This is a genomic window from Massilimicrobiota sp. SW1139 (assembly GCF_012027715.1).
GTDB lineage: Bacteria > Bacillota_I > Bacilli_A > Erysipelotrichales > Coprobacillaceae > Allocoprobacillus > Allocoprobacillus merdigallinarum.
The window spans coordinates 12,194-35,415 of the sequence record NZ_SJOR01000020.1; the positions used below are offsets into that span (position 1 = coordinate 12,194).

Annotated in this window: 26 protein-coding genes, 1 riboswitch and 1 other annotated feature; of the genes, 5 read left to right on the plus strand and 21 right to left on the minus strand. The window is 32.1% G+C overall.

Features of this window, described 5'->3' with window-relative positions; all coding sequences use genetic code 11:
- Positions 1-26: 26 nt before the first annotated feature.
- The 11 genes from E0K96_RS09890 to E0K96_RS09940 all read right to left on the minus strand — a co-directional run bounded on the left by E0K96_RS09890 (position 27) and on the right by E0K96_RS09940 (position 10,144).
- Entirely contained in the window at positions 27-506 is a 480-nt protein-coding gene (locus tag E0K96_RS09890; RefSeq protein ID WP_168082910.1) for a methylated-DNA--[protein]-cysteine S-methyltransferase, read from the minus strand.
- Positions 499-1,821, minus strand: a complete 1,323-nt coding sequence (locus E0K96_RS09895) for an amidohydrolase (protein WP_168082912.1) — start codon at positions 1,819-1,821, stop codon at positions 499-501. The genes E0K96_RS09890 and E0K96_RS09895 overlap by 8 nt, the downstream gene beginning before the upstream one ends.
- Positions 1,805-3,511 (minus strand): adenine deaminase C-terminal domain-containing protein, encoded by a 1,707-nt coding sequence (locus E0K96_RS09900; protein ID WP_168082914.1) that lies wholly within the window; start codon positions 3,509-3,511, stop codon positions 1,805-1,807. The genes E0K96_RS09895 and E0K96_RS09900 overlap by 17 nt, the downstream gene beginning before the upstream one ends.
- Before the next feature lie 11 nt (positions 3,512-3,522).
- Positions 3,523-4,566: an ABC transporter substrate-binding protein gene (locus tag E0K96_RS09905; protein WP_224759547.1), complete on the minus strand. Its 1,044-nt coding sequence runs from the start codon at positions 4,564-4,566 to the stop codon at positions 3,523-3,525.
- 19 nt (positions 4,567-4,585) lie between these two features.
- Complete coding sequence (locus tag E0K96_RS09910; protein WP_087936805.1) at positions 4,586-5,623, minus strand: ABC transporter ATP-binding protein; 1,038 nt, start codon at positions 5,621-5,623, stop codon at positions 4,586-4,588.
- A gap of 11 nt (positions 5,624-5,634) precedes the next feature.
- Entirely contained in the window at positions 5,635-6,417 is a 783-nt protein-coding gene (locus E0K96_RS09915) for an ABC transporter permease (RefSeq protein WP_087305002.1), read from the minus strand.
- Complete coding sequence (locus E0K96_RS09920) at positions 6,417-7,250, minus strand: ABC transporter permease (RefSeq protein WP_168082916.1); 834 nt, start codon at positions 7,248-7,250, stop codon at positions 6,417-6,419. Before E0K96_RS09920 ends, E0K96_RS09915 begins: the two co-directional genes overlap by 1 nt.
- A gap of 44 nt (positions 7,251-7,294) precedes the next feature.
- A riboswitch (purine riboswitch) is annotated at positions 7,295-7,395 on the minus strand.
- A 228-nt stretch (positions 7,396-7,623) separates the two neighbouring features.
- Complete coding sequence (locus tag E0K96_RS09925; RefSeq protein WP_087243221.1) at positions 7,624-8,004, minus strand: desulfoferrodoxin family protein; 381 nt, start codon at positions 8,002-8,004, stop codon at positions 7,624-7,626.
- A 73-nt stretch (positions 8,005-8,077) separates the two neighbouring features.
- Positions 8,078-8,578 carry an O-acetyl-ADP-ribose deacetylase gene (locus E0K96_RS09930; protein WP_087243220.1) on the minus strand — a complete coding sequence of 167 codons (501 nt, stop codon included), beginning with the start codon at positions 8,576-8,578 and terminating at the stop codon, positions 8,078-8,080.
- Between the two features lie 54 nt (positions 8,579-8,632).
- Positions 8,633-9,154, minus strand: a complete 522-nt coding sequence (locus tag E0K96_RS09935) for a hypothetical protein (protein WP_168082918.1) — start codon at positions 9,152-9,154, stop codon at positions 8,633-8,635.
- Positions 9,155-9,214: 60 nt separating this feature from the next.
- A complete protein-coding gene (locus E0K96_RS09940) occupies positions 9,215-10,144 on the minus strand; it encodes an AEC family transporter (protein WP_168082920.1) in 930 nt (309 codons plus the stop codon).
- A gap of 143 nt (positions 10,145-10,287) precedes the next feature.
- Here E0K96_RS09940 and E0K96_RS09945 point away from each other — a divergent pair, with 143 nt between their 5' ends.
- A complete protein-coding gene (locus tag E0K96_RS09945) occupies positions 10,288-11,241 on the plus strand; it encodes an L-lactate dehydrogenase (protein WP_168082922.1) in 954 nt (317 codons plus the stop codon).
- A gap of 25 nt (positions 11,242-11,266) precedes the next feature.
- On the opposite strand, the gene E0K96_RS09950 is transcribed toward E0K96_RS09945, so the two are convergent.
- Positions 11,267-11,962 (minus strand): LrgB family protein, encoded by a 696-nt coding sequence (locus tag E0K96_RS09950; protein WP_087304861.1) that lies wholly within the window; start codon positions 11,960-11,962, stop codon positions 11,267-11,269.
- Positions 11,955-12,308, minus strand: coding sequence for a CidA/LrgA family protein (locus E0K96_RS09955; RefSeq protein WP_087243215.1), 354 nt, complete (start codon positions 12,306-12,308; stop codon positions 11,955-11,957). The genes E0K96_RS09950 and E0K96_RS09955 overlap by 8 nt, the downstream gene beginning before the upstream one ends.
- Positions 12,309-12,432: 124 nt before the next feature.
- Here E0K96_RS09955 and E0K96_RS09960 point away from each other — a divergent pair, with 124 nt between their 5' ends.
- From E0K96_RS09960 to E0K96_RS09970, 3 genes are all read left to right on the plus strand, one after another.
- Complete coding sequence (locus tag E0K96_RS09960; RefSeq protein WP_240924496.1) at positions 12,433-12,993, plus strand: 3'-5' exonuclease; 561 nt, start codon at positions 12,433-12,435, stop codon at positions 12,991-12,993.
- An 87-nt stretch (positions 12,994-13,080) separates the two neighbouring features.
- Positions 13,081-13,317: a hypothetical protein gene (locus E0K96_RS09965; protein WP_087243214.1), complete on the plus strand. Its 237-nt coding sequence runs from the start codon at positions 13,081-13,083 to the stop codon at positions 13,315-13,317.
- A 24-nt stretch (positions 13,318-13,341) separates the two neighbouring features.
- Positions 13,342-14,232 (plus strand): DUF3737 family protein, encoded by an 891-nt coding sequence (locus E0K96_RS09970; RefSeq protein WP_168082924.1) that lies wholly within the window; start codon positions 13,342-13,344, stop codon positions 14,230-14,232.
- Between the two features lie 131 nt (positions 14,233-14,363).
- Here the strand turns inward: E0K96_RS09970 and leuS are convergent, their stop codons facing one another.
- The 3 genes from leuS to E0K96_RS09985 all read right to left on the minus strand — a co-directional run bounded on the left by leuS (position 14,364) and on the right by E0K96_RS09985 (position 18,371).
- The gene (gene leuS / locus E0K96_RS09975; RefSeq protein WP_087304857.1) at positions 14,364-16,760 is read right to left on the minus strand and encodes a leucine--tRNA ligase; all 2,397 of its coding nucleotides are present in this window, start codon (positions 16,758-16,760) and stop codon (positions 14,364-14,366) included.
- Between the two features lie 35 nt (positions 16,761-16,795).
- Positions 16,796-17,001 (minus strand) — a binding site (T-box leader).
- A 45-nt stretch (positions 17,002-17,046) separates the two neighbouring features.
- The gene (locus tag E0K96_RS09980; protein WP_168082926.1) at positions 17,047-17,772 is read right to left on the minus strand and encodes a TrmH family RNA methyltransferase; all 726 of its coding nucleotides are present in this window, start codon (positions 17,770-17,772) and stop codon (positions 17,047-17,049) included.
- Entirely contained in the window at positions 17,769-18,371 is a 603-nt protein-coding gene (locus E0K96_RS09985; RefSeq protein WP_240924497.1) for a M48 family metallopeptidase, read from the minus strand. The genes E0K96_RS09980 and E0K96_RS09985 overlap by 4 nt, the downstream gene beginning before the upstream one ends.
- Before the next feature lie 122 nt (positions 18,372-18,493).
- On the opposite strand from E0K96_RS09985, the gene sspI reads away from it, so the two are divergent.
- Positions 18,494-18,685: a small acid-soluble spore protein SspI gene (gene sspI / locus E0K96_RS09990; RefSeq protein ID WP_087243207.1), complete on the plus strand. Its 192-nt coding sequence runs from the start codon at positions 18,494-18,496 to the stop codon at positions 18,683-18,685.
- Here the strand turns inward: sspI and E0K96_RS09995 are convergent.
- The 5 genes from E0K96_RS09995 to E0K96_RS10015 form a co-directional block, all read right to left on the minus strand.
- Positions 18,680-19,093, minus strand: a complete 414-nt coding sequence (locus tag E0K96_RS09995; protein ID WP_168082930.1) for a hypothetical protein — start codon at positions 19,091-19,093, stop codon at positions 18,680-18,682. The two genes, sspI and E0K96_RS09995, sit on opposite strands and share 6 nt — an antisense overlap.
- A 2-nt stretch (positions 19,094-19,095) precedes the next feature.
- Entirely contained in the window at positions 19,096-19,956 is an 861-nt protein-coding gene (locus tag E0K96_RS10000; protein ID WP_168082932.1) for a hypothetical protein, read from the minus strand.
- Between the two features lie 43 nt (positions 19,957-19,999).
- Positions 20,000-21,103: a S1C family serine protease gene (locus E0K96_RS10005; protein ID WP_240924499.1), complete on the minus strand. Its 1,104-nt coding sequence runs from the start codon at positions 21,101-21,103 to the stop codon at positions 20,000-20,002.
- Between the two features lie 117 nt (positions 21,104-21,220).
- A complete protein-coding gene (locus tag E0K96_RS10010) occupies positions 21,221-22,063 on the minus strand; it encodes a patatin-like phospholipase family protein (RefSeq protein WP_168082936.1) in 843 nt (280 codons plus the stop codon).
- A complete protein-coding gene (locus E0K96_RS10015) occupies positions 22,063-23,121 on the minus strand; it encodes a M42 family metallopeptidase (protein WP_168082938.1) in 1,059 nt (352 codons plus the stop codon). The genes E0K96_RS10010 and E0K96_RS10015 overlap by 1 nt, the downstream gene beginning before the upstream one ends.
- Positions 23,122-23,222: the final 101 nt, after the last annotated feature.

Below are 23,222 nucleotides of genomic sequence, written 5' to 3' on the forward strand. Positions count from 1 at the left end.
CTTATATCCATTCTAGCATAATCCATTCAGGATACCAAGTCTGCTTGTTCAAGTTGTAATAAAAATATCTTGACATCAATGTCATTTCCATAGCCACCTAATTTCTGTGATGAACCAATGACACGATGACATGGTATAAGCAGTGAAAATGGGCATTCACGCAAAGCACTTCCAACAGCCCTATAAGCCCGTGGATGTCCAATCTTTTCAGCAATATCACGATAGCTTCTTGTTTGACCATATGGAATGTCCATAACAGCCTGCCAAACTTTCTTTTGAAAAGCTGTTCCTTTTAAAAATATATAATGGAAATCAAAAGATTGTCTTCTTTTTTGAAAATATTCTTCAATCTGCTTGGCTATATTTTTTAAACACTCTGTATTTTCATAAATACCATTTTCTAAAAGAATCGGTCTACCACAATAAATAATCGCTTGATCTTTGCAGGCAATCATTATTCTCCCAATAGGAAATGGATACTGATAATAATAAATTGTCTTATTCATCTGGCATTTCTTTGGCATATTCTAAAGCTTTTTTCGAAAAAGTCTGAGATGCCTTTTGAAGATTTTGTTTCAAATCAGAAAGTTTTTCTAATTGTAATTCCTTATGACGCACCAGACATTTTCCATTAACAAAAACAGTATCTACCTGACTTGGATTGGCACTGTAAACCAGTGCTGAATAAGGATCATAAAGTGGATACATATTCACTGAATCTGTTTCAACAATGATAAAATCTGCTTTTTTACCCACTTCTAATGAACCAACCAGATGATCAATATGTAAGGCTTTCGCACCATGAATAGTTGCTAAAGAAAGGATATCCTGTGCATGAAATGCGCCACGATCATGATTCACAGTTTTATGAACACAGGCAATCATTTTCAACATTGAAAAGAGCTCTAAAGTATTCCCACTTGATGGTCCATCCGTCCCTAAACCAACACTCACACCATTTTCTAATAGTTCTTTTAAAGGCATAACTCCTTTTGCTGCTTTTAAATTAGAAACCAAACAATGTGCAATACCACTCTTATTTTTTTGAATTAACTTTATATCATCATTATTTATATGAATACAATGTGCTAGAATAACATTTTGATCCAATAAATCATAATGGTCTAAAAATGCTGTTGGTGTCATGTGATACTCTTTTTGGAAATAATCCATCTCATAATCCAATTCACTGGCATGCAATGATAAAGGCACATTGTATTGTATTGCCAATTGATGAGCAAGCTGAAGATGTTCTAAATCATTTGTATTTGTTGCATGTGGCGCAATAAATGGAGCAATCAACGGATGATTTGTCCATCGAGGTATAAACCATCGACAATAATCTAATCCCCCATAAGCTTCTTGACTATCGCAGCTAGGGAAATCAACAATCGTTTCTCCAACAAAAGCTCTCATTTTCATTTCATCAGCTGCTTTTGCGACTTCATCTTCAAAATAATACATATCCATAAATGTTGTAATCCCTGACAACAACATTTCAGCCATAGCATACTTGGAGCTATGATAAACAAGATCAGCAGTCATATATTTGGATTCCAATGGAAATAAGAAGCGACGTAAGCGATCAGGACAATCATCACCTAGTCCACGAAAAGGAATCATCCCTAGATGCGTATGGATATTAATCATACCTGGTAATAAAATACCATGATGTCCATCTATGCATTGATCATATTTTTGTACACATGTTTTTCCTATTTCAATTATATTTTCATCATCAATGAGCATTTGTCCATCTTCAATGACATCAAAATGTTCATTCATTGTTAAGATTGTTACATTTTTAATCAATGTTCTCATAACTGTCCTCCATGAGTGGCACAATTGTCTGATGATAAGTATCCAACATCCCATAATCAGTCACTTTCAGTTCTGGTGAAACAGGTAAAGATAATGTGGATAATGACATAATCACATTATCATGAACATATCCTAAATCTTCCATAGCTTTTCTGACTTGTCGTAAATCTTGAGCTAATTCCTTTAATGGCTGATCACTGACAATACCACCAATATTTAATACAGTGTTGGCTTGAATTTTTTGATTTTGAACAACCAGATATCCACCTTGTTGTTGGAGAAGCTGATGTTGTGCAATAACCATATCTTCAATACTATTACCTAAAATCATGATATTATGATGATCATGTGCCCAGCTTGTCGCAACTGCACCTTTTGTTTGTAATGTATTTTTCACCAAAGCATGTGTAATATGTCCATTTTTTTGATATCTTTCAAAAATAGTCAATAAGCAAAGTCCTGCACTTTGATAATCTACATAGCCATCTTTGACTGGTAATTTCATTTGCAGATGCTTTGTAAAAGTGGAATGTGGCTGTACTTCCATAACATGACAAAGAACTTCTTTTTTTGATGATGGTATCATAAAATCTTCATTCTTTGCTTGTCTGGCATAAAGTGAATGGTAAAACTCTTGTGGAAACTGTGACTGTTGTTCTTGAATTTCGATTTGTTTTGTTTGATGATAAACACATTGTCCTTTTTTATACACACTATCAATAGAAAAAGAATATAAATCATCCAACAAGATAAAATCCGCTATTTTCCCTGGCGCAATACATCCACGATCAATCATATGCATACGTCTAGCTGGTGTATAAGTGGCACAATAAATAGCTTTTTCAATTGGCATACCTAAATCATAAGCTAATTTGACTAAAAGATTCAAATGTCCCTGCTCTAACTGGTCAGCCATCACATCATCTGTCACCAATGCGAAATATTCATAAAATTGATGTTCTACCAATGTACGAATCGTATCTGCATTCATTGATTTTCTTTGAATTTCCAGAAACATGCCATTTTTTATCTTTTCAACAATGGATTCTGGTGTCTGTTGGGTATGATCTGCATCAACACCCTGATAAATATATCGTGCTAAATCAAGCCCCGTAATTTTAGGACAATGTCCTTCAATAGGTAACTGCCATCTTTTTTCATGACAGGCTTGAATAATCTGATTAATGAGTGTATTTTGCCCACCAATCAAATCTTTAAAGTTCATGACTTCACCCAAGCATAAAATACGAGGATTCTCTAAAAGCTGTTTGACATCATCTACATCTATTTTTCCTCCTGTTGTCTCCAAATGTTCATTGGTAGAAGGAACAGAAGAAGGAATTCCATAAAAAATATCCAATGTTGTGTCATTGGATATCATCGTTTCAATTCCAAGTATTCCAAAAACATTCGCTATCTCATGTGGGTCAGCAACCACTGTTGTGACCCCATGAGGTAATACTGCTTTGGAAAATTCACCAGGAACTGTCATAGAACTTTCAATATGCATATGAATATCAATCAACCCAGGAATCATGTACTTACCTTGTCCATCAATCACTTCTTGACTTTCAAGTGGTTCATCATCACAAATATAATAAAATTTATCTTCTTGAATATAAACATTCTTTTTTTCAAAACTTTGTGTAAATGTATTATAAACCTGTACGTTTTTGATGAGTTGATTCATGACAATATCTCCTAACTATTTAAAATACGTGTCCATTGATCAACCCAATCCTCTAATAGTGGATTGACAAATTTGAAATCAATAACTTTAGCTCTAGCAGCTACATCACCATAAGTTTTATTAAGTGCTTCTTCTTCAGTTAATTCAACTGTTTTATTTGTAGGTGCTTCATTCAAATCAGAAACAGCATCTTTATATTGTAAATCTTTGCTTAAACGCCAATCAATATATTTATATGCTAAATCTTTATTGTCTGAATTTTTATTCACTTCAATTGTATTAAAGTTGGCATATGTTCCTGATTCAGGTACTACATATTCACAATTTTCATTATTTTTTTGAATTAAACTTACACCAAAGTCAGCAACAACAGCAACTGAAATTTCTCCAGCACTGAACATATTTGTTAAATCTGAAGATTTTGTATATGTTTTCACAATATTTGGTTTTAATTCTTCTAAAGCTTCAAATGCTGCTTTTCCATTATCAGATGTAATATCTACACCTTTATAATCACTTGCGATATGTACCATTGCTGGTCCAAAAGTTGTTGTAATTTCAGGAATAGAAATTTGACCTTTTAAACGACTATCCCATAAATCATTCCATTCTTTAATTTCAAATCCAGTTGCTTCCTTATCATAAATAATACCAATACTATTTAAAGTATAAGGAACACCATATCCATTATCATCTTTTAGCTTAGACGCTGCATCAATTAAATCTTTCGCATTTCCAATTTTACTATAATCTAATTTTTCAAATAAATCAGCTGCATATCCTTTTTGTGCTTCTGCCTGAGATAACTCAATAATATCAACATCAGAATTTGGATTATTAGCAAATTTTGTGTAACGATCTGAAGTTCCACCTTCTTCTACAACAATTTCACAATTGTTTTCTTTTTCAAATGGTTCATAAACATCTTTTTGTACAATATCAGCATTTAATCCCCATGTTGATACAACTAATTTTTGAGTATCACTCCCACTGTTGCTAGAACATCCTACTAAAACCATAGCTCCAGCCATTAAACCAACTAATAATTTTTTCACTTTTTTCTACCTTCCTTTCCTAAACTAAGACAATTTTATTTGCTGGTAAATGCATTTGAATAGTATCACCCTGTTTATAAACTGTTGCATTTCCACCATTGACAACAAGTTTACCAATAGGTGTTTCCACTTCATATTGATAACTCTTTCCAAGGAATGTTCTCACTGTAACATTTCCTGTAATCATATTATCATATTTATCAGCAGATGTTACGATTTCAATATCATCAGGACGAATTGTCCCTTTGCATGTTTCTAAATCGCCATCATTGTCCACTTTCATGATTTCACCCTTTTGATTTTGATATTGGTGATCTTGAACTTTTGTTAAATCAAAGAAATTTTCAAATCCTATAAATCTTGCGACAAACTCTGTTTTTGGACGAGAGTAAATATTTTCAGGTGTATCGTATTGTTCAATAACACCATTATTCATAACTGCTACCTTATCAGAAATAGAGAAACACTCTTCTTGATCATGTGTAACAAAAATCGTTGTAATTCCTAATTTTTTCTGTAATCTTTTAATTTCAACACGCATTTGAATACGTAATTTCGCATCCAGATTACTTAATGGTTCATCTAGTAATAAAAGTTTTGGCTCAATGACAAGTGCTCTTGCTAAAGCAACACGCTGACGTTGACCCCCTGATAATTGTTTAGGTAAACGATCTGTCAATCCTTCCAAATCACAAACTTCAACAACTTCATTGATTTTAGCTTCCATTTGAGCTTTATCCATTTTTCTTAATTTTAATCCAAACGCAATATTTTCTTTAACTGTTAAATGTGGAAACAAAGCATAACTTTGGAAAACCAATCCAAAATTTCTTTTATGAACAGGAACCTTTGTCATATCTTCACCATCTAAAATGAAGTTTCCTTCCTGAGGATCAATAAATCCTGCAACCACACGTAAAGTTGTTGTTTTTCCACAACCAGAAGGTCCAAGCAAAGAGACTAATTCTCCTTTTTCAATATCTAAGTTTAACCCCTGTAAAATATAATTTTTCTGATGATATGCAACTGCAATATCTTTTAAGCTTAAAAACGCCATTCTAACTCCTCCTATTTTGCAAGTGCTGAAATTCCTAATGTTTTTTCAACAATGAACATAATCACAATCGTTGCTACCATTAATAAAACAGAAACTGCTGAAACAGTTGGATCATAATTATATTCAATATAATTCATTAATGTTGTAGGTAAAGTTGTCACTCCTGGTCCTGTTAAAAACATAGATACAGGTATATTATTAAATGAATTAATAAATGACAACATAAAAGCTGCACTGATTCCTGATGTAATATTAGGTAAAACAACTTTAAAGAAAGCCTGACCTTTTTGACATCCTAAACTTAAAGCTGCCTCTTCAATTGCAAAATCAAACTGATCCAATGAAGAACCAACAATACGAATCACATATGGTAAGACAACAAGAAAATGTCCTAATAATAAACTTTCAAAAACAGGAAAATTCAATGTTAAAACCACATATTGATATAAAGCATATCCGACGACAATTCCTGGAATGATTGTTGGGGATAAAAAGAAGCTCTTTAAAAATTTCTTTCCAATAACACTATATCTCGCTAATGCATATGCTGCAGGTACTCCTACAAGCAAAGCAAGTAGAGTTGCTAACAAAGCAATTTCTCCACTTAATGCCAATGAACTCATAAAGCTTTCTGATTCAAACACATTCACAAACCATTGTAATGAAAATCCATGTATAGGGAAAGTAATCGTACTTTCTGAGCCAAATGCTGTCACAGCAATAATGATAAGAGGTATAAACAAAAATGCAAATACCAAAATAGAAATAACCATCAATCCTTTATGTTTACGCATTAGACTTCACCTCGCTTATCCAATTTAGCTGCAATCGCATTTAATGCTTTCATAACAATTAATGTTGTAATAATCATAATGACTGCAAAAACACTGGCTGCTGTCCAGTTATTTAAACTTAATGCCTGTTGTGAAATAAAGGTTGCTAAAACAAGGTTCTTTGGTCCACCTAATAACTGAGGTGTTGTATAAGCACTGAGTGATCCTGTAAAAACAAGCACACATCCTACAATAATACCTGGAATACTTAATGGTAAGACAACCTTCATAAAAGCTTTGATACGATTGGCACCTAAACTTTCTGCTGCTTCCATCATATCATTATCAATATTTTCCATAACACCCACTAAAGTGATAATCATAAGAGGTAAAAATAAATAAATTGTCCCAATTAAAACTGAAAATTCAGTATATAACATTGTTATGGGTTCTTCTATAACCCCTATTGACATTAAAAAATTATTAATCACTCCATTTTTACCTAAAATATTAATCCATGCAAAACTTCTGACAACTGAATTCGTAAGCATTGGAAAAATAGAAATTGCCATTAAAATACCACGCCATTTTTTATCACAACGAGAAATAAAATAAGCGGTTGGTACTCCTAAAATCATACAAACAAGAGATGAAATCAAAGCAATCTTGACAGTTCTAATGAAGATTGTCATATAATATTCATCTTGAAAAAATGATAAATAATTCGTGAAACTAAAGCCACTTCCTTCAGGAAACAAAGTTGGTAAAATGATTTGAATCAATGGCATCACCAAAAATACAATCAGTAAAACCAAACAAGGCACCAAAAGAAGATAATGCATTTTTTTCTTCACTCAAGTCCCTCCTCCAATAAAAAAAAGTCTATCCACAGATAGACACATAAAAAAGCGTCTATCATAGTCCCGTTATTTTCGGTAACGGGGTAGAAACGATTGGGCCAATTCCCAAACATATATGATAACCACGCTTATTGTAACAAACGTCTATAGTTTTGTCTAATATTTTTCGACTTTTTCACATTTAATCATATAAAAAATGAAAATACCGCCCATTATTTAACAATTCAACAACTCATATCTTTATCATTTTATCTAAAATATGGAAATTCTACCATTTCCATCATGTTATAGCATATTTAAAAATATTTCCTGACAGTATCTTTAAAAAAAAGAAACCTATCTTATGATAAGTTTCCTTGTCTATGATTTATGCTTCAATTGTTGCTTTCCATAATCCATGTAAGTTACAGTATTCGTATACTTCAATTGTTCCTTTATAATCACCAATGGCAAATACCGCTTCAGGTTGATCAGCAGATGTTAAATCCACACGTAAAACTTGACTGTTGAATACAGCAATGATTGTTGTAATTAAATGTTCATCAGTCATTGGATGTGAAACTTCACCAACTTTCACATGAAGTTTATCTCCATCTATAGATAATACAGGAACGTGTTTTTCTAATGCACCATCTGTTGTATTCGCTGTTAATTCTACCATTGGTTTTCCACAACAAACAACTGGTACTCCTTTATCAACAATTTTTTCTACTACATTTCCACAAATTGGACATACATATAATTTCATAATCTCTTTCTCCTTTCATGACAAGACCATTGTACCATGTCTTATTTATTATAGCTAATCATATGCACTTTTATTATTCTTTTTTTAATAACTGACAATATGTACGATATGTATAATTATCAAAACAAACAATATCTATTCTTTTGACATATTGACATGGATAGTTTTTAAGCGTTTCTATCGCAATTGTAGCTGCCTGTGATACAGGATAACGATAAGCCCCTGTACTAATTGAAGGAAAAGCAATATGTTGACATTGATATTCTTCAGCTTTTTCCAGACAGCGTATATAACAAGACTGTAATTGTTTGGCTTCATCATGTTGTCCATCACGATAAACCGGACCAACTGTATGAATCACATAACGTGCTGGTAAATGATAAGCCTTTGTGACTTTTGCATCCCCAGTCGCACATCCATGCAACAAACGACACTCAGCCAATAATTCAGGTCCAGCTTTGCGATGAATTGCACCATCCACCCCTCCACCACCTAATAAACTATTATTGGCAGCATTGACTATGGCATCACATGATATTTGAGTGATATCACCATGAATAATTTGAATTTTCATTTCTTTCACCTTCTTTTTTATTATAACAAAAAAGTCATTTGATAGAAACGACTTTTATGCTTTGATCCATTTTTTTATTTTTGTATCTTTTTGTTTCAAGAAATCTATAAATTCATGAACACTCACTTTTAAACAATCTTTTCGAATAATAATGATTTCATTTTTCTTTGCTAATAAAACATATGCATGTTCTGTCTGTGATAAAGTTTTGAGATGAGAGTAAGGAATCTTATTATCAATAGATGTCTGACAATTATGTACAACGACATATTCTCCTCCAAAACTCATTGTATATGTAATCTTCTGTTCATCAATTTCTTCTTTCATCAATTTTAACATTTCTTTGTAATGACTATGAATTAAAAAGAAAATTTCCCCAATACACACAGCACCTAAAACCAATAAAACAACACCTTGTAACATATTTTGATTAACGACATTTATAATACCTAAAATTAATGAAATCACCCCTGTTAATGACAATAAATATTTTTGCCCTGGAGCAATCATGTATTTTTTCACTTCTTTTAATAAATCTTCATCAACAATATTATGACTAATTTGAATTCTATTCATATAACCCTTCCTCCAACAATACACCATTATCCTTCATAATTATGTCTTAGATATTAACTTTTATAAAATTTGATAAATAAAAACAATGATCGGCATTGTGATAATACAAAAAATAACGGACATAACATTCATGATACTCGTATAGCCTGGATGTTTATCATATAACTGGGCAAATTGGGTAATTGTTGCAGCAGCAGGAGCACTTGCAGCCAAAAGACTGATCAACAATATCTGATAAGCATCCTGATGAAAATTTTGTAATCCCAGCAAACGAAACGCCAAAATCACAGCCAAAGGATAAACAATCAATCTCAAAAAACAAATACCATAAACTCTTTTTTCTTTAAAAATAGATAAAATATCAATATTCCCTAATAACATTCCAATCACCAGCATACTTAATGGCCCCACCATAGAACCAACGCTACTTACTGTATCATGAATCAGTGCTGGAAAATGCCAGCGTGCTATAAACATAATCATTCCTAACATAATCGCTATAACATTCACATTCAAGATAATCTTTTTGAAATCATACTGCTTTTCATTACAAACCAGATTTTTTCCATGTGTCCATATTAAAATAGTTTGAACAACCATATATCCACTTGTATATAAAACCCATTCTTCCCCTAAAATAGAAGCTACCAAAGGTATAATCAGATTACCAGCATTAGAATAAATAAGCGTTGCTTTTTCTACAGGCATAAAATGAAAAATTTGCCCTAATAATTTTGTTAATGGAATGAAAATCAAATGAACGACAATGGCCCCAATAAAAGATAAAATCAATCCCATCAGCTTCTCATTTGTAAAATCAATCTGAAAAGAATTTAAAATTGTACAAGGACAAACAATATATAAAACAATTTTAGAAATCACTTTACTATCATCAGGTGGCAGTACACGACACTTTACAGTTAAATATCCCACAAAAATAATAAGAAATAATCCAAAAATATTTTGAGCTAATAAAAGACTTAATTCCATAAATTTCCTCTCCCACATATAGTATATTTATTTTTATCAAATACACGTTTTATTTTCAGGTTTTGAAAACTTTTTATCATATTTCATTACAATTTTATGAATTATGATATAATCATTTTAGACTTATAATGAGGAGAAAAGAAATGAAATTAGAAAAAAGAAAAATTGTCATTATTGGATGTGGACACGTTGGTGTCAGTACTGCATTTTGTTTGATTAATCAAGGTCTATGTGATGAAATTGCTTTGATTGATTTGAATGAAGAGAAAGTTTTAGGAGAAGTTTTAGATTTATCTCAAAGCATTGAATATATGAATCGTAATACACATGTCAAAGTGGGACGATATGAAGACTGTGAAGATGCTCAAATTGTTATCATTACAGCAAGTGTTCCAACCCCTCAAAGTGGTAATGACCGTTTAAAAATGTTAGAACCATCTTTAAATGTCATGAAAAGTATTATTACTCAAATTAAAGAACATCATTTTGATGGACATTTGATTGTTGTTTCAAACCCTGTAGATTTAATGAGTTATTATGCTTATAAACTTTCTGGTTTACCAGCTAATCAGGTTATTGGAACAGGAACAACATTAGATACAGCCCGTTTAAAATATTTCATAGCACAAAAAATCCAAGTTGATCCTCGCAGTGTTCATGCGATGGTCATTGGTGAACATGGAGATAGTGAAATGATTCCATGGTCAACTGTTCGTATTGGTGGCAAGGATATTTATAGTGTTGTTCAAGATAACCAGAGTCGTTTAGGACAAGAACCCTATCAACAGATGAAAGAAGATACAATTCAGGCTGGTTGGGAAATTTTCAATCGTAAAGGGAATACTTGTTATGGTATAGCTTCAAGTACAGTTGGTATTATTCGCACAATCTTACATAATGAAAACCAGATTTTACCTGTTTCAACATTGCTTCGTGGCGAATATGGTCAGGATGATTTATTTATCAGTGTGCCAGCCATCATTGATCGTAGTGGTGTTAGAGAAATTGTTGAATTACGCATGACACCACAGGAACAAGAAGAGTTCAATCAATCTTGTCAACGCCTAAAATCATTTTATGATCTTTTAAATCAATAGTTCTATGCTTAAACATAGAACTTTTTTATATCCATAAATGAATCATAATAGGCGCTAAAAACACAGTGAATATACCTGAAATCACAATAGATAAACTACTCATTGCCGCCTCAATTTCTCCCCACTCAATCGCTTTCGCTGTTCCAATAGCATGGGCACTATTTCCTAATGCCAATCCACGTGCAACAGGATGATTGATATGGAAAACTTTAAAAATCGTTTTAGCAATCATTGATCCAAAAATTCCTGTTAAAATGACAACACCTACTGTCATTGTCGAATGACCACCAAGTAATTCTGATACTCCAATAGCAATCGCTGTCGTAATAGATTTTGGCATCAAAGAATATAAAACTGTTTCACTTGTCTTCAACAAAATACAAAGAACCATAACACTCATCAAACCAGACAGACAACCACATAATAAGCTTACTATAATAGCTCCAAAATGTTTAACCAGTACTTGTGTTTGTTTATATAAAGGAATCGCTAAACAAACAGTTGATGGAGTCAATAAATATGTAATCATTTGTGCTCCTTGATTATATGTCTGAAAATCAATATCTAAAACATATAAAACAAAGATAGTCAAAAAAGCACTGATTAATAATGGATTCAAAAGAGAATAAGACCATCGCTTTCTTATTTGAACAGCCAACCAATATGTTAATAAACTTAATACAATGCCAAAATAAGATGTTTCAATCAATAAATTATTCATTGATATTTTTCCTTTCTATCATATATTGTGCAACTTTCCCTGTCACTACCATTACAATGACTGTACTTATAACAAGAACAATCATAATCACAGCTATGTTTTCAAATAATTCTTCTTTGACATTCATTAAACCAACAGCAGATGGAACAAATAAAACAGGCATAATCAAAATCAGCCAATCTGCAACATCTTCTATTGCTGATAATGGAATCATTTTTGTATAAAGACCAACTAACATGATCAACAATCCATAAACACTTGCTGGAATAGGTAATGGTAAAAAGCTCAATAATTCTCCTACAAATGAAATCAACATAATAATAAGAAACTGATGTATATATTTCATAACGACCTCCTGTTGTGATACCGTGCAACATTATAACATGATTTGACTGATGATTATACTTTTTTATAAATTCATTTGCATTTTTATATTGAATAGATTTAAATATAGAATTGAGGTGATCACAATGGCTTATCAAAAACAATATTATAAAAGAGGGCATTATGTTAAAAAAATCATTGATGATTATTGTGTTTTAGATATCGAAACAACAGGTTTATCTTGGCAAAAAGATAAAATTATTGAAATTGGAATATTAAAGGTCAAAAACAAAGAAATCGTTGAACGTTATAGCCAATTAATCAATCCCCAACAGAATATTAGTCCTTTTATCACTCAACTCACTGGCATTGATAATCAAATGGTAGAGGATATGCCTGTTCTCTCTTCTGTTCAAGATGACATTTTGCAGTTTCTTGGATACGATCCAATTATTGGACATAATACAGCTTTCGATCTTAATTTTATTGCGAATCATTTTCAGATCAATTTATCTAATGAATATATGGATACGGTTCAATTTTGTAGAAAGGTTTATCCTCAAATGCCCCATCATCGTTTAACAGACATGGTAGAATTTTTAGGGCTTTCCACAAATGAACACCGTTCTTTAGCAGATTGCATATCTACATATGAACTTTATGAACACCTTAAAAAAGAAATAATTAGACAACATATATCCATATAAATACCTCAAAAGCATAGCTGACTATCCATTATAAGTATTTGATTTTTATAATGTCTATATATAGAATATAGTCAAGGAGGCTTTCATATGATTCAAATGCTTACCAAAGAAGATATTCAAAAAAGTTTAGAAGATATGGGATGTTCATCCAAACAAGTTCAAGAATTTGTTGATGACTTTGAAAATCATCGTTTTGAATTTCTTTTCCTTTTTTTAAAAAAGAAAAGATATGAAATTCTAGATGAAGTGCATCAAAAACAAAAGAAAATTGATCATCTTGATTATCTGATTTACACTTTAAAAAATATTCAAAATAAAGCATAAGCTTTCTTAAAGGAGGTCAATATCATGCAAATCAAACAGATTATTGAAAATCAAACTTTTGATGAAGAAAGAGCTTTATACAATATACAAAATACTGAAGTGAGAAACTGTACTTTTGCTGGTCCTCAAGATGGAGAATCTGTCTTAAAAGAAACAAGACAAGTCAGAGTTGATCATTGTACTTTTTCGCTTCGTTATCCCTTATGGCATGTACAGGGTTATGAATTAATTCACAGCTCTTTAGATGAATTAACAAGAGCTCCTATCTGGTATTCTCATCATGGTTTGATTGATTCTTGTGATATTCAAGGTATAAAAATTTTAAGAGAATGTAGTGATACAATTATTTCAAATTGTCAGATTCAATCACCAGAGTTTGGCTGGTTCTGCCAGGATATTTCTATTAAAGATAGTGAAATTCATTCTGAATATATGTTACTCCATAGTCAGCATGTTAAAATTGATCATTTGAAATTTGCAGGAAAATATTCTTTCCAGTATATGCATGACTTAGAAATTACAAATTCTTATTTAGATACAAAAGATGCCTTCTGGCATAGCAGTAACGTCATTGTTAGAGATTCTGTTGTCAAAGGTGAATATTTAGGGTGGTTTTCAAAAAATGTCACATTCATTAACTGTCAGATCATTGGAACACAACCATTATGTTATTGTGAAAATTTGAAACTCATTGATTGTGAAATGATTGATTGCGATTTAGCATTTGAATATTCTGATGTACAGGCAACAATCAAAGGACATGTTGATTCTATTAAAAATGTCAAATCAGGAACAATTACGGTTGACAGTGTTGGTGAAATCATCAATGAAGATGCTGTTATGGAAACAAATGGTCAAGTGATCATCAGACAAGCCCCTATAAACAATCCATCTATTTGTCAATGCTGTTGTTAAACGTTAACTGAAAAGTTAGCGTTTTTTGTTATCAATAATTGAACATTAAAAAAGTGAATCTCTGCAATTAAGATACCTTAACTTTTAGAAATTCACTTCTCTCTTCATTCCATGTTTATAAATCAATATTTTTATTTCACAACAATATTGACAATCTTATTTTTCACGACAATAATTTTCACAATATTCTTTCCTTCAGTATGTGTTTTTACATTATCTTGAGCTAAAGCTTCCTGTTTCACGACTTCATCATCTTCATCTTTATTCACAGTGATTTTAGCACGAAGTTTTCCATTAACCTGTACAGCCATTTCAATTGTTGACTGTTCCAACATAGCTTCATCATATGTTGGCCATGGTTCATAAGCTAATGTTTCATCATGTCCAAGTAACTGCCACATTTCTTCACAGACATGTGGAGCGATACAGCTTAACATTTTGACTAAGTTTTCAGCATATGGACGATAAACAGTTTTAGCTTTATAAGCTTCATTAACAAAAATCATCATTTGTGAAATAGCAGTATTAAATCCTAATGTTTCATAATCATGAGTGACTTTTTTAACAGTAGAATGATAAACAAAGTCTAATGAATGATCATTTTCATCACTTAATTTATCAGATTCTACAATCAAACGATACACACGATCCAACCATTTTCTAGCACCGTCAACACCTGTTTCACTCCATGGTTTACTTGCTTCCAAAGGTCCCATAAACATTTCATAAACTCTTAATGTATCAGCCCCATAAGTTTGAACAATATCATCAGGGTTAATGACATTCCCTTTAGATTTACTCATTTTTTCACCATTTGTTCCTAAAATCATACCTTGATGATATAATTTCTGGAATGGCTCAGGATGTGATAAATATCCTTTATCATATAAATAACGATTCCACATACGAGAATATAATAAGTGTCCAACAGCATGTTCTGGTCCACCAACATATAAATCAACTGGTAACCAGTGATCCAATAACTTTCTATCAGCAATCGCATGATCATTATGTGGATCAATATATCGCATATAATACCAGCTACTTCCCGCACTTCCTGGCATTGTACTTGTTTCACGTTTTCCAGCTTTTCCATTCACAGTGACATTCACCCAGTCTGTAGCTTTATCCAATGGTGATGCCCCACTCTTAGAAGGTGAGTAATCTTCTAATGGTGGTAAAATCAATGGTAATTCATCATCTGATAATGCAACGGAAGTGCCATCATCAAAATTAATCACTGGAATTGGTTCTCCCCAGTATCTTTGACGTGCAAAGATCCATTCTCTTAAACGATAATTCACTTTCTTTTCACCACAATGATGATCAGTTAACCATTGAATCATTGTTTCAATGGCATCTTCTTTATTCATACCATTTAAGAAATCAGAATTAATATGATTTCCATCCTGTGTCCATGCTTCTTTTGTGACATCTCCACCTTCAAGCACTGGAATAATTTCAAGGCCAAATTTATTCGCAAATTCCCAGTCACGATCATCATGAGCAGGAACCGCCATAATAGCACCAGTTCCATATCCTGCTAAAACATAATCTGAAATCCAGATAGGTATTTTCTTTTGATTCACTGGGTTAATCGCATAAGCACCAGTAAAGACACCTGTTTTATCTTTATTTAATTCAGTACGTTCTAATTCAGATTTTGTAGCACAGACTTTCACATAGGCTTCAATCGCTTCTTTTTGCTGTGGTGTTGTAATCTTAGCCACCAATTCATGTTCAGGAGCTAACACACAATAAGTTGCGCCAAAAAGCGTATCACAACGTGTTGTAAACACAGTAAACTGTTCATCATGTCCATCAACTTGAAAATGCACATGAGCGCCAATAGACTTTCCAATCCAGTTTCTTTGAATTTCTTTAGTAGATTCAGGCCAATCAACATCCTCTAAACCAGCCAATAATTTTTCAGCATAAGCAGGAATATCAATAACCCACTGTTTCATATTCTTTCTAATAACTGGGTATCCCCCACGTTCACTTTTTCCATCAATGATTTCATCATTAGCTAAAACAGTTCCTAATTCTTCACACCAGTTCACTGGAATATCCACATTTTTAGCTAAACCATCTTCATAAAGTTGTTTAAAAATCCATTGTGTCCAATGATAATAATCAGGATCGCAAGTAGAAATACATTTATCCCAATCAAATGAAAAACCTAACATCTTTAACTGATGTGTAAAAGTTTCAATATTATGACGTGTAAATCCTTCAGGGTGATTTCCTGTTTTAATCGCATATTGTTCAGCTGGTAATCCAAAAGCATCAAATCCCATTGGATGTAAAACATTATATCCCTGCATTCTTTTCATACGTGACATAATATCTGTCGCTGTATATCCTTCAGGATGTCCAACATGTAATCCTTGTCCTGATGGATATGGAAACATATCTAAAGCATAGTATTTAGGTTTTGAAAAATCCCAAACATCAGTATAGAAAGTCTGATGTTCATCCCAATATTTTTGCCACTTTTTTTCAATGGCCTGATGATCAAATGGCATCATTTATCCCTCCTTATAATATAAAAAGCCGTCCTTCTAAGGACGACTTGATCGCGATACCACCTTAGTTCATATATGGAATCCATATATGCTCTCAAAACTTTAACGCAGTTAACGACAAAGACTACTCTTTTCATCTTTGTATCTCCAAGGCGAGTTCATTGTCTAACCTGTCTATTTCCACCAACCATAGACTCTCTAAAAAGTATCAACAACTACTACTCCTTTTCATCGATTCTAAACACAAGATATTATATCATATGTTTATTATTTTGCAAATCTTTTCTTAAATTTTAGGAAAATGATACATAACAATAGCTCCTGCAATCGCAACATTTAAAGATTCAATCGCTTGAATAGGAATATATAAATGAGCATCACATGCATCTAAAACAGCTTGAGAAACACCCTGTCCTTCATTACCTAACACAAAAGCCATTTTGTCTTGTGGCTGATAGTGATGAATAGGTTGTGCCTGATGTAATGATGTTCCATAAACTCTGACATCATTTTGTTGGAGTGACGTGATAGCTTCTATCAAATCCATTTGACAGATGGACATTTGAAAAAGTGCTCCCTGTGTTGCACGAATGACTTTATCATTATATAAATCCACACTATTATAGGACATGATAATTTGATCATAGCCTAGTGCTAATGCTGTTCTGATAATTGTTCCTAAATTACCAGGATCTTGAATATTATCTAATAACAGATAACGCTGATGATTGGTATTGAAAAGACGATGATGTGGTTTATGACAGATGGCCATAATAGGTTGTGGTGTCTTTGTAAAAGCGAGCTTTTCCATGACATTGGAAGATACATAAATCGTTGGTTCTTCAAATGTTTCATGAAGCATTGTAATAATTGTTTCAATACAATTGGCTTTTTTAGCTTCTTCAACCAAATGATACCCTTCAATTAAAAATCGATCTTCTAAATCACGGTATTTCTTTTGTTTCAATTTCATGATTTTTTTTATTGTTTCATTTTGTATAGATGTAATCATGTATGCTTCTCCTTTAAACGTTTTTGAATTTCCTGATAACAAGGCATTCTTTGAGCTATTTCCTGATAAAACAAAGCAGAGTGATTAGGCTGTAAAAAGTGTACGAGTTCATGAAGAATGACATAATCAATAAGTTCTTTTTCCAAATGAATAAGTCCTAAATGAAAAGAAACACGATGATCACGATAATAACAGCTTCCCCATCGACTCTTATATTTTTTAATCTCAATCAAAGGCATATCTAAATCAAAATCATAAGCCAAATAAGCAATGATTTTCTCTTCAATGTAATCATGTAATATTTGACGACACGTTTTTTCAATACATGCTTGTATATCACGATGATAAACATAAATATCCCGATGATGAAATTGACATTTTTTTATTCCTATATCACGTAAAACAATACGATATCGCTGATTAAAAATCAAGACATATCCATTATCACAATATTGAGCATAAGGCTGATAAGTATTGATTTGTTTCAGTAAGCGTTTTTGATAAGTCTGTATTGTTTTTTCAATATATTCTAATGGTGTTCCATAAGGTGCACTGACATATAACATTCCATCTTTAACACGCATTCGTATATTTTTCATATACTTATATGTTAACTGATATGTTATAGTTTCACCATTTAATAAGATTTGATACTCTTTCATAAAACTCCCTGTATAAATCAAAATATTTATCCCATATTATATAAGAAAGGACTGATAAAATGCGTGAAGCACTTTTAATGAATCTCAAAGGATTTTCTCCAGCACAACTCCAAGAAACGATTGATGAAGGTATTGCTTCTCAAGAAGAAACAATTCTTGTTGGTTTAGGTGTTCTTTTTGAAGAATACTATAATTCTTTGGATCAGACTTCTAAACAACATTTTTTACAAAGCCTGAGTGCTCTTTTATAGACCATTTGATGGTCTTTTTTTATGAATATATAATTGTTTCACTTGTCTTAATGCAATAAACAGACATAAGAAAATGAAATTCCATTGAAATAAATCCAACATTGGAACAAAGAACAAAATAATCGCAATCAAGCATAAAATAAGAATAAATTTATATGTCAGAATATTTTCATAAGTATCAAATATGATTTTTGATATTTCAAAAATCATATAATCCAATAACCATAATAATAAAAAAGATAATGTTGTATAAATATTGACTAAAAATAATCGTTGAATAGCTTCAAGAAATGAACATTCATAATATGATATCAATGATATCATAAAAGATATAAAAGCAATAACCAAAGTAGATAAAGCATTTCTCAACATATATAATGTCATTTTATCTTTTTTTCCTGGTGTCATAGTTATTCTCCTTTTTGAATAGGACTTAAAGGTAATGTAAAAGTATAAGGATGCAAATCATCTTCACTTTTCATTAATGTTATTACACAACATAACTGCATATCAAATAATGATCCTTGACCATCATAATATCCAATTTCTTCCATCTGATCATTTAAAAAATCTTCTGTTTTTCCTTTTAAATAAACAAATCTTTCATAATCATTAATATTCACTTCATGATTCTGTTCATGAGAATACATATAATTAATAATCATATAAGGATATTCTTTAGCAAGATCCTGATCTTTACTTGAAAAAACTCCTGTTTTTAACCAATTTTCAGTCACATATACATTGGTTAATGTATAATCTTTATTTGCTGAAGTATATGTCAACATATCTTGATTTTTTAATTCTATTGTCTGATCATAAGTCGTTTTGTTTTGACGATTGACTGATATTTGCAGTTTTGCATTTTGAATATCTTCTTCTAAAAAGACATCTTCACTTTCTTGTTCATCTAATGTCACGACCTGATCATCATTTTGAATCTTAATTTTCTGAGATAACTGATGTTCCTGGGATAAAATCAAAGTCAATGTTACTTCATCATTCTTTTTAAAAACTTGCGATTTTAAAGGCGTAATGCGTGCATGACCATATCCCTGTGTTTGACCATCTTGATAAAATTGATATCCATCAACAACAAATTCATCATTTTCACCACGCAAACAATACTGATAATCTAATCTTTCTACATATGTATGAAACATAAAATTAGGATACCAGAAAAACAGTGTTGCGATTAAAAGAGTGAGTAAAATCAATGATAAAGTAAGTTGTTTTTTGACTTCATTATTCATACCATCACCAACACCCATTATATATTTTTTACAAAAAAAAGGAAAGACCTTTTCGCTTTCCTTATGAAGAACCTAAAGTGACATTGACTGAAGATGTCGAACCATTACGATTAATTGTTAATTTTATCGTATCACCAGGATTTTTAGAATAAAGTTCCGTCAAGAAATCCTTATATGATTCAATATCTTTACCTTCAATTTGTGTAATGACATCTCCTACTTGAATACCTGCTTGACTCGCTGGTGATTGACTTTGTACATCAGCAACATAGATTCCTTTATTTAAATTTGTTTGAATACGATACATATAAAGTTCATATGAAGAATAACTATCTAACGATACAGCTGAAATCCCAATAGTTGGACGATTCACTTTACCTGTTTTAATAATTTCTTCAACTAATTTAACAGCATCATTAATTGGAATAGCAAAGCCCATACCTTCAACTTCTTCAGAAAGTAATTTCATAGATGTAATACCAACCAATTCTCCAGCAGCATTGACTAATGCTCCACCACTATTCCCTGGATTAATCGCTGCATCAGTCTGAATAACATTCATATCCCAGTCTTCTCTACCATCATTATTCAAATCAACAGATACTGTTCTTGATGGAGCAGATACAATCCCTTGAGTGACTGTTCCCGCATATTCAATACCTAATGGACTTCCCACAGCAAGAACAGGTTCTCCTGCTTCTAATAAATCAGAATCTCCAACCTTATAAGCTGATACATCAAAATTAACTGTCATTTTCAAAACAGCAATATCACCATACTCATCACTACCTAAACATTCAGCTCTCACTGATTCACCATTAGAATAGATGACTTCAATAGATTGAGCATTTTCAATAACATGGTGATTTGTAATGACATATACTGTTTTTCCATCTACTTTGTAGATGACACCACTACCACTACCAGCAAGTTGGTTATTTTGATAAACTGCAACACCAACAGCGGATTCCTTGGCACTTTCAATAACATCTGTTAAATCAGATTGCACATCATAATTAACTGTTTGAACAGTCGCATTAGATGAAGAAGCAGAATGACCACTTCCCTGATTCCCTAAGACTTTATACATCAAAAATCCATTACATCCTAATGATACAATCAATAATAACACAACAAAGATTTTAAATAGCTTATTTTTATTCATATGTTTCATCATTTATCTTTCCTTTCCATCATCAGATGATTTCTTTTTATATTTTTAATATAATATATAAATACCTTAACATTATTTTAAAAATGTGTGAAAATGTCAAAATAATGTCTATTCAAGGAGTTTCTTGATTTCTTCCATATGTTCTAAAGCTAATTGATAGCCATATTGATAAATACGATCAATCTTCTGTAAATCTTTTTCAAAAGAATCAATTTGAAGTTCTTCACTTGGTCTTAAAATAATCGCCTGTCCCTGTTGTTCTAACTGTTCACAATAAGCCAATGTTTCATTATATAAAAGATGTCTTGTTAATAAGGGTTGTACTAGTTGAGGATATTTTTTCTTCAATAAACGACTCGCAACAACATTAGCCTTTGATAGTGTTTTTTGATATCCTTTAGGTCGCGTTAGGACAATCAATAGTTTCTGATGTCCATCCTCCATAGCTTTTTTAACTGGAATAGGATCACAGATTCCACCATCATAATATTTCTTACCATTTAAAGAAATAACTGGAAAAGCAAAAGGAATGGCACAAGTTGCTTTCAACATTGTACATTTTTTATCTAATTGTTTCCCATCCAAATATTCACATTGACCTGTTTCCGCGTTAGTCACACCAACTTTCACTTGAGCTGGATTATTTAAAAATGTATCCCAATCAAAAGGATAGATTTCGTTAGGAATCGTTTCATAAGCATACTTTAATCCAAATAAACTACGATCATGCCAATAGTTACGAAGTCCCACATATCTTTTATCATGACGATGATTCATTAAAATATCATAATTACGTTTTGGCTGCTTAGATACATAAGAAAAACCGTCTGTAATACCTGCTGATACTCCAATAACATAAGGAAAATCAACACCATGATCATTCAATGCATCCATTACTCCACTAGAAAAAATAGGACGAAAAGTTCCACCTTCTAATACAAGAGCCCCCATTAACGTTTATCCTCCACCATAGACATATACATGTCTTCGTCAAATTCCTTTAAGAAAGCAACTAGCATATCAACAGTCGCTTCAAAATCATCAAGATGAATCATCGTATAATGAGAGTGCATGTAACGTGTCGGAATAGAAACAGTTAAATTCATGACACCCTGTCCCACTTTACTTAACTCTCCTGAATCTGTTCCACCTGCCAAATCCATATCAAGCTGATAAGCAATATGGTGATTTCGACAAATATTTTCTAATTGTTTTAATAAGCCAGTATGACCAATCACACTGCCATCCATCACACATAATGCGACACCATTTCCCAATCTGACATCGCCCTGTTCCCCGCCAGGAAGATCATACGAAAAAGTCACATCAATGGCTAAAGCCAAATCCGGTTGAACCATTTGTGCCACAGTTTTAGCACCACGTAATCCCACTTCCTCCTGTACTGTTCCTGCTACATAAAGAGTGGGATAAATCTTTTCATGATGCAAACGTTTCATAACTTCTACCATGACTGCGACTCCAATGCGATCATCCCATGCTTTGGAAAGCACACATTTTTCATTTTGCATCATGATAAAATCAGATACAGGCGTTACAGGATCACCTTTACCAATTCCCATATCTAAAACATCCTGTTTAGAAAAAGCTCCTACATCCAAATATAAGTCATCTACAGTAAGCACCTTTTCTTTAGGTGTCTGTTGTTTAAGAGCCATGACACCCTTTATGTTTTGACCATCACGTGTTTCAATATTCATTAAAGATGATGGTAAATGACGTGGATTCCAGCCACCTACGGGCTGAACCTGTATAAATCCATGTTCATCTATATTTTTAACTAAAAATCCTATTTCATCAACATGAGCTGTTAATAAAACCTTAAATGGGCTCTCCCCATTTTGAATCGCTATTAAACTTCCTAACCCATCATATTGTATTTCATCTACATATTCTTCTAAATATGTTTTCATTAATCTTGTTATATGTTTTTCATAGCCAGAAATACCATTGGCTAAACTGAACTGTTTCAACATTTCTAAATCAACCATTTTTTCAACCTCCTGTTTTCTATTATACCTTATTTTTATATCATCACAAGAGTCCTAAAAATTATTCCCATTTTTTCTCCAAAAAAACAAAAAGAGGGAAA

Coding starts and splice junctions, on each gene's coding strand:
- E0K96_RS09890 (WP_168082910.1), bottom strand. CDS start 506: ATGAATAAGACAATTTATTATTATCAGTATCCATTTCCTATTGGGAGA.
- E0K96_RS09895 (WP_168082912.1), bottom strand. CDS start 1,821: ATGAGAACATTGATTAAAAATGTAACAATCTTAACAATGAATGAACAT.
- E0K96_RS09900 (WP_168082914.1), bottom strand. CDS start 3,511: ATGAATCAACTCATCAAAAACGTACAGGTTTATAATACATTTACACAA.
- E0K96_RS09910 (WP_087936805.1), bottom strand. CDS start 5,623: ATGGCGTTTTTAAGCTTAAAAGATATTGCAGTTGCATATCATCAGAAA.
- E0K96_RS09915 (WP_087305002.1), bottom strand. CDS start 6,417: ATGCGTAAACATAAAGGATTGATGGTTATTTCTATTTTGGTATTTGCA.
- E0K96_RS09925 (WP_087243221.1), bottom strand. CDS start 8,004: ATGAAATTATATGTATGTCCAATTTGTGGAAATGTAGTAGAAAAAATT.
- E0K96_RS09930 (WP_087243220.1), bottom strand. CDS start 8,578: ATGAAAATTCAAATTATTCATGGTGATATCACTCAAATATCATGTGAT.
- E0K96_RS09935 (WP_168082918.1), bottom strand. CDS start 9,154: ATGAATAGAATTCAAATTAGTCATAATATTGTTGATGAAGATTTATTA.
- E0K96_RS09940 (WP_168082920.1), bottom strand. CDS start 10,144: ATGGAATTAAGTCTTTTATTAGCTCAAAATATTTTTGGATTATTTCTT.
- E0K96_RS09945 (WP_168082922.1), top strand. CDS start 10,288: ATGAAATTAGAAAAAAGAAAAATTGTCATTATTGGATGTGGACACGTT.
- E0K96_RS09950 (WP_087304861.1), bottom strand. CDS start 11,962: ATGAATAATTTATTGATTGAAACATCTTATTTTGGCATTGTATTAAGT.
- E0K96_RS09955 (WP_087243215.1), bottom strand. CDS start 12,308: ATGAAATATATACATCAGTTTCTTATTATTATGTTGATTTCATTTGTA.
- E0K96_RS09960 (WP_240924496.1), top strand. CDS start 12,433: ATGGCTTATCAAAAACAATATTATAAAAGAGGGCATTATGTTAAAAAA.
- E0K96_RS09965 (WP_087243214.1), top strand. CDS start 13,081: ATGATTCAAATGCTTACCAAAGAAGATATTCAAAAAAGTTTAGAAGAT.
- E0K96_RS09970 (WP_168082924.1), top strand. CDS start 13,342: ATGCAAATCAAACAGATTATTGAAAATCAAACTTTTGATGAAGAAAGA.
- leuS (WP_087304857.1), bottom strand. CDS start 16,760: ATGCCATTTGATCATCAGGCCATTGAAAAAAAGTGGCAAAAATATTGG.
- E0K96_RS09980 (WP_168082926.1), bottom strand. CDS start 17,772: ATGATTACATCTATACAAAATGAAACAATAAAAAAAATCATGAAATTG.
- E0K96_RS09985 (WP_240924497.1), bottom strand. CDS start 18,371: ATGAAAAATATACGAATGCGTGTTAAAGATGGAATGTTATATGTCAGT.
- sspI (WP_087243207.1), top strand. CDS start 18,494: ATGCGTGAAGCACTTTTAATGAATCTCAAAGGATTTTCTCCAGCACAA.
- E0K96_RS09995 (WP_168082930.1), bottom strand. CDS start 19,093: ATGACACCAGGAAAAAAAGATAAAATGACATTATATATGTTGAGAAAT.
- E0K96_RS10000 (WP_168082932.1), bottom strand. CDS start 19,956: ATGGGTGTTGGTGATGGTATGAATAATGAAGTCAAAAAACAACTTACT.
- E0K96_RS10005 (WP_240924499.1), bottom strand. CDS start 21,103: ATGAATAAAAATAAGCTATTTAAAATCTTTGTTGTGTTATTATTGATT.
- E0K96_RS10010 (WP_168082936.1), bottom strand. CDS start 22,063: ATGGGGGCTCTTGTATTAGAAGGTGGAACTTTTCGTCCTATTTTTTCT.
- E0K96_RS10015 (WP_168082938.1), bottom strand. CDS start 23,121: ATGGTTGATTTAGAAATGTTGAAACAGTTCAGTTTAGCCAATGGTATT.